This window comes from Oceanispirochaeta sp., from assembly GCF_027859075.1.
Classification (GTDB): domain Bacteria; phylum Spirochaetota; class Spirochaetia; order DSM-2461; family DSM-2461; genus Oceanispirochaeta.
The window spans coordinates 1-4,871 of record NZ_JAQIBL010000052.1; the positions used below are offsets into that span (position 1 = coordinate 1).

The 4,871-nt window shown below is 36.9% G+C and carries 6 protein-coding genes; 4 read left to right on the forward strand and 2 right to left on the reverse strand.

The genetic code is table 11. The annotated features are described in order from the left end of the window. The 3 genes from PF479_RS02955 to PF479_RS02965 all read left to right on the forward strand — a co-directional run. A partial coding sequence (locus PF479_RS02955; RefSeq protein ID WP_298002074.1) for a Na+/H+ antiporter NhaC family protein occupies window positions 1-377 on the forward strand: 377 nt, incomplete at its 5' end. A gap of 87 nt (window positions 378-464) precedes the next feature. Beyond that, window positions 465-773, forward strand: a complete 309-nt coding sequence (locus PF479_RS02960) for a transposase (RefSeq protein ID WP_298002075.1) — start codon at window positions 465-467, stop codon at window positions 771-773. Between the two features lie 544 nt (window positions 774-1,317). Beyond that, window positions 1,318-3,177, forward strand: coding sequence for a methyl-accepting chemotaxis protein (locus tag PF479_RS02965; RefSeq protein ID WP_298002077.1), 1,860 nt, complete (start codon window positions 1,318-1,320; stop codon window positions 3,175-3,177). A 217-nt stretch (window positions 3,178-3,394) separates the two neighbouring features. Here the strand turns inward: PF479_RS02965 and PF479_RS02970 are convergent, their stop codons facing one another. Then, window positions 3,395-3,901: a transposase gene (locus PF479_RS02970; protein ID WP_298002079.1), complete on the reverse strand. Its 507-nt coding sequence runs from the start codon at window positions 3,899-3,901 to the stop codon at window positions 3,395-3,397. A 260-nt stretch (window positions 3,902-4,161) separates the two neighbouring features. Continuing rightward, entirely contained in the window at window positions 4,162-4,347 is a 186-nt protein-coding gene (locus PF479_RS20720) for a DUF4372 domain-containing protein (RefSeq protein WP_367277197.1), read from the reverse strand. A 200-nt stretch (window positions 4,348-4,547) separates the two neighbouring features. Between PF479_RS20720 and PF479_RS02975 the strand changes: the two genes are divergently transcribed. Beyond that, window positions 4,548-4,871 (forward strand): hypothetical protein (locus PF479_RS02975; RefSeq protein ID WP_298002080.1); only part of this gene is annotated, 324 nt, incomplete at its 3' end.

Sequence of the window (4,871 nt, forward strand, 5' to 3'; positions counted from 1 at the left end):
GAGTGCTTAAGTCAGTAGGGAGCTTGACTACCACAGTTATAGGAGCCTCAGTTTTTGTAAATGTTATTACTTCTAATCAATACCTTGCTGTTATTATACCTGGGCAAATGTTTGAAGAGTCTTATAGAAATCACAAATTGAAGCTTAAAAATCTCACTAGTGCATTGGAGGCCGGTGGAACACTTACGGCGCCTCTTATTCCATGGAACAGTAATGCTGTGTTTGTATTTTTATCCCTTGGAGTCCCGGTAGTAAAGTTTGCTCCTTATGCTATATTGTGCTGGCTGACACCAATAATTGTGATAGTGTTTGCTTATTTCAACATTAAAATGGAGAGAACAAAAGCCCCTGGTGAAGAGCCTGAAGACCAGCAATAGTGAGATATACAGGAAATCTTGCAGATTTAGTTGTTTCACGTCAGATTTGTGACCCAACTGTTCTTGATATATTCCGAGAGTGCCAAGATGTCCACAGGTCATGGTGTTATCCAGGGATATAACGGCATAGCCGCCGTAGATGACAAACATCAACTGATTATCTTTGCAGATACATTCGATACGAAGGTCAGGCAGGTTGCCATTCTCAAAGAAGTGGCAGATAAGAATGGGCGGAATCCAATAGAAGAGATGAAAACCAAGATTGATACCCCTTACGGAAGAGCCATTTCTTCTCACAGAATGAGTACGGTGGAACCGGTTTTCGGACACATTGCCGGAATAAAGAAACTCAACCGTTTTACTTTGCGTGGTAAAGAGAAGGTCAGTACTCAATGACTTTTGTATTGCATAGTTCATAATATTGGAAAAATACAGAGGAATAGTGCATAAAAAGGGGTAGAGGAGATGGATTGGAGTATCGAGTGTCTGAGAGGCTAAGATACCCATTCTGATCGTATTTCAGCAAAGGAATCATGCTGTATATTGAAATAAAAATATAGACTTAGTAATGCCGGTACAACTTGATTTTGAAGGGTTTTCAAATTCTGTGAGGCGGATATTCTACAGTCTTGTTATGTGAACTTAAATTTATTTATCATGCATTGGAATAGGTTCTTTTGAATAGTTATTAGAATTAAGAATTTTAGACAACTCGAGACAGTATCGTCGCTTATCGGTAGTTGCTAGATCAAAGAATCTAGTAATTTCTCTTTGACTTATGAGAGGTCTCACAATAATATGACTTATATCGAATCTCTTATATGTCTATAAATTAATATCAAAAATGATAGATGAAGGGAATTAATATAATTATAATTATAATTATACGAATTCATGATAAAATGATAATAATTTAATATCATAAATTTAAGGCTATTCAATGAAAATTAAAATGAAACTGCTCGTCCTTATTTTATCTCTTTTGGTTGCCATGATTTTGACAATTGCTTTGTACATGGGATTTCAGCAATTGGTTAATGTTATACAAAGTGAAAAAGCAGAACTTCTCTATCTGAAAGATAGAGTACTTAATGAACAAAAGGAACTTTCCAATATCCTCTATGATGAAGTAATTATTTCCTTTCAAATTGAGAAACTGTACGAGGCTATTGCTGAAAAAGAAGAGGTCTTGGAGAACGTTAAAAACATGAAACGTCTATCAAACATAAATGAAACAGTTAAGTCTGCCCTTCGACGTATAGTAATACACGATGAAATACAGGTGGAAGCACAGGATAAACTTAGTATAGAGATTGAGGAATTATTGAGTGTTGCAGATGAGGTTTTTGCTGAAAAAATGGTTGGAATCAGGTCCGTATTTGCCTTTAATATGGTCGAAACAGATGCTTTTAGAGAATTTGATGGATATGAAAAATTAAACGACAGTGTCTATAGAACAAAAGTTCAGATTACTGCTCTAAATAGTGCTCTGGAAGGATCTCAAATTGAAATAGAAGAACAATATGCTATCATCGAAAAGCAGATTGAGTATTATACAAATCTCGGTTATCTCATTTCGGCGGGTTTTATGTTTATTGTTATTGTTTTATCGATTATTATTTCTTTTATTATTGCAGGTCAAATTGCCGGTTCAATTAGCAATCTAGAAACAAGTCTGTCAATTATGGCATCAGGTGATTTGACAAAAAGTATAAATGCCACAACTAGAGATGAAATGGGTCAATTGAGCAAGGATATGAGTGATTTCCAATCGGGGTTGAATCATTCTCTCAACAAAATTAAAGAAATTACACATATCAATAGCGAGGTAAAAGAGGAACTTATTTCAACAGCGACTGAAACTTCATCAGCTGCTGTGGAAATTTCAGCGAATGTAAATTCCATAAGTACACAAATGTCTTCTCTCGATGAGAATATTTCCCTCTCCAATAAAGGAGCCTTGGATATTGCCTCTTCTATCAGTGAATTGAACATGCACATCGGGGAACAGTCAGTTATGGTAGAGCAGTCTACAGCCTCCATTACCCAGATGATTGCTTCCATAGCAAATGTATCAAAACTTACTGAGAAAAATCAGGTGGTCATTAGTCAACTTGTTGAAACAGCAAATGAAGGTGATTTAAGGCTGACTGAAACAACCAACATCATCGAAGACATTAATGCCTCGGTCAATAGTATTAATAACATGGCCGGAATTATTCAGAGTATTTCTGCCCAGACAAATCTATTAGCCATGAATGCTGCTATTGAAGCAGCTCACGCTGGAGATCAGGGCAAGGGGTTTGCTGTTGTAGCAGATGAAATCCGGAAATTGGCAGGAGCATCAGCTAACAATACAAAAGAGATCTCAAAAACGCTCAAAAATATTATAGATAGAATAGAAAATGCTTCACAATCCGGTCTTAGTACTAGAAAGGCGTTTAGCAATATCAACAATAAAATAGAAAGCCTTTCGGAAGCCCTGCTGACAGTTTCTTCCAGTACAGAAGAACTTAATATTGGTGGAAAGCAAATACTCGAATCCATATCTAACCTCGGAGACATCTCCTCGGTGGTAAAAGAAAAATCTGATATCATAAAAACAAGCTCCGGATCAGTCAATGAGATAATGGGATCAGTTTCCGATATATCCAGAATGGTGACAAATGCTATAACCGAAGTTAATGTCGGTTTTAATGAAGTTACTGAAGCCATGGCCGGATTAAAAAGAATGTCCGATAAAATAAGTAATGTGAGTGAACAACTTATATCGGAAGTGGATACTTTTCATACAAATTAATGATAGGAATTTCTATAATCCCTGTCAATCAAATTCTCTGGAAGTGCAGCCAATTTCAGTCTCAGAAAATCTGGGAAATCAGCAGGTTACTGCTTTTTCGCCCTAAAAAACATCCACAACCATTGAATTACATTATGTACACATTCGCACAAAAGCAAAACTGTATTTTTCTTCATCCATTGGATATACTGCTCCCCCCGGCATCGAGAATGAAGAATTAATCTGATATTTCTGTATAATCCACCCCGGACGGTGCCCGACCAACCTTCTTCAGATGTTTAAGGATCCTTTTGATCTCAGCAGTATCCTGAATTACAGCAATCACTCTCATTTCCGAACCACATTTCGGACAAAGGAACGCATTAATATCATAGATCATTGATATCAACCGTGCCCAGGCTTTCCTACTTGCCTTTTCGGAAATATCACATTCAGTTTCTTCAGGCAATTCGTCCTCTAAAGAAAGAATCTGTTGTGCTGCTTTCCAGCCTTCCGGGGCATGACGAACCACATCGGGATGTTCTGACCTTTTCCCCCTGGTCCTGGAAGCATATAATCCATACCTTCGAATATACTGAATACCTTTTGGAGGGATATGTTGAGTCAACTCAGCCAGAAAATCACAACCGTTAAACATATGAATATTCTCACCAAAATATTTATTATATTGAGTCACAGCTGTCCAATATAAAAATGCCTCATAAACACAGCCCCATTTGACCACCTGAAAAAAACATTGATTCTGTCCCTGGTTTTGGTTTGTTCAACTACAGCCATATGTCTTTCCTCAGGAATAATAGAATTGGAATCCCCGCCATCAGTGAACCTACTGTCCACACTTGAGTCGATGAATCTGAAAGATATTTTAAAAGAAGAAATGAAATCATGGATATCTAACAATACTTTGAAAACTCTTTGTAATCGTTATAGCCTCTATAAAAACAAAAATGTATCCTTTTTTCTTTGGTATTTCACGTATAGCATTCATCTCATGTACTTTGGCATCTGTAAAAGTGACAAAGGACGGGATATAACCGGAATGATCCAGTTTGACATGCAACTGAAACCCTTGGTGTAGGCCTCTCCACGGTGCTTCTTAACCCATTTTTCAAAATCATGTCTCGTTATTAATTGAAGGAATTGCTGAAAATTTGTATCCTTATGACTCATAGCCTATTTCCTTTTTTATAGTAATGTTTTAGTCAACTTAACTATAATTGGATTTCGGTTTCTATAAACCCCCTTCAGATTATCTTTGACAGCTGTGATAAATCGCTTATAATTGTGCCTAGGGGCAGGCATTTTTAAAAGAGATTTTCTCAAGTTTGTATTAAGCCTTTAACAGGAATATAATTGAGGTACTAAAATAGATGGAAAAAAAATTAAACGGAATAATCACTTCAAATAAAGAACTTGAAAATGAATTAAACATCGCAAATGAAGAACTTGACTTTCAGAACGAAGAGAAGGAGAAACGAGCCGCTGAACTGGCTATCGCAAATAAAGAACTCGCCTTTCAGAATGAGGAGAAGGATAAACGAGCCACTGAACTGGCTATCGCAAATAAAGAACTTGCCTTTCAGAATGAGGAGAAGGATAAACGAGCCGCTGAATTAGCCATCGCAAATAAAGAACTCGCCTTTCAGAATGAGGAGAAGGATAAACGAGCCACTGAACTGGCTATCGCAAATAAA

Coding starts and splice junctions, on each gene's coding strand:
- PF479_RS02960 (WP_298002075.1), top strand. CDS start 465: ATGTCCACAGGTCATGGTGTTATCCAGGGATATAACGGCATAGCCGCC.
- PF479_RS02965 (WP_298002077.1), top strand. CDS start 1,318: ATGAAAATTAAAATGAAACTGCTCGTCCTTATTTTATCTCTTTTGGTT.
- PF479_RS20720 (WP_367277197.1), bottom strand. CDS start 4,347: ATGAGTCATAAGGATACAAATTTTCAGCAATTCCTTCAATTAATAACG.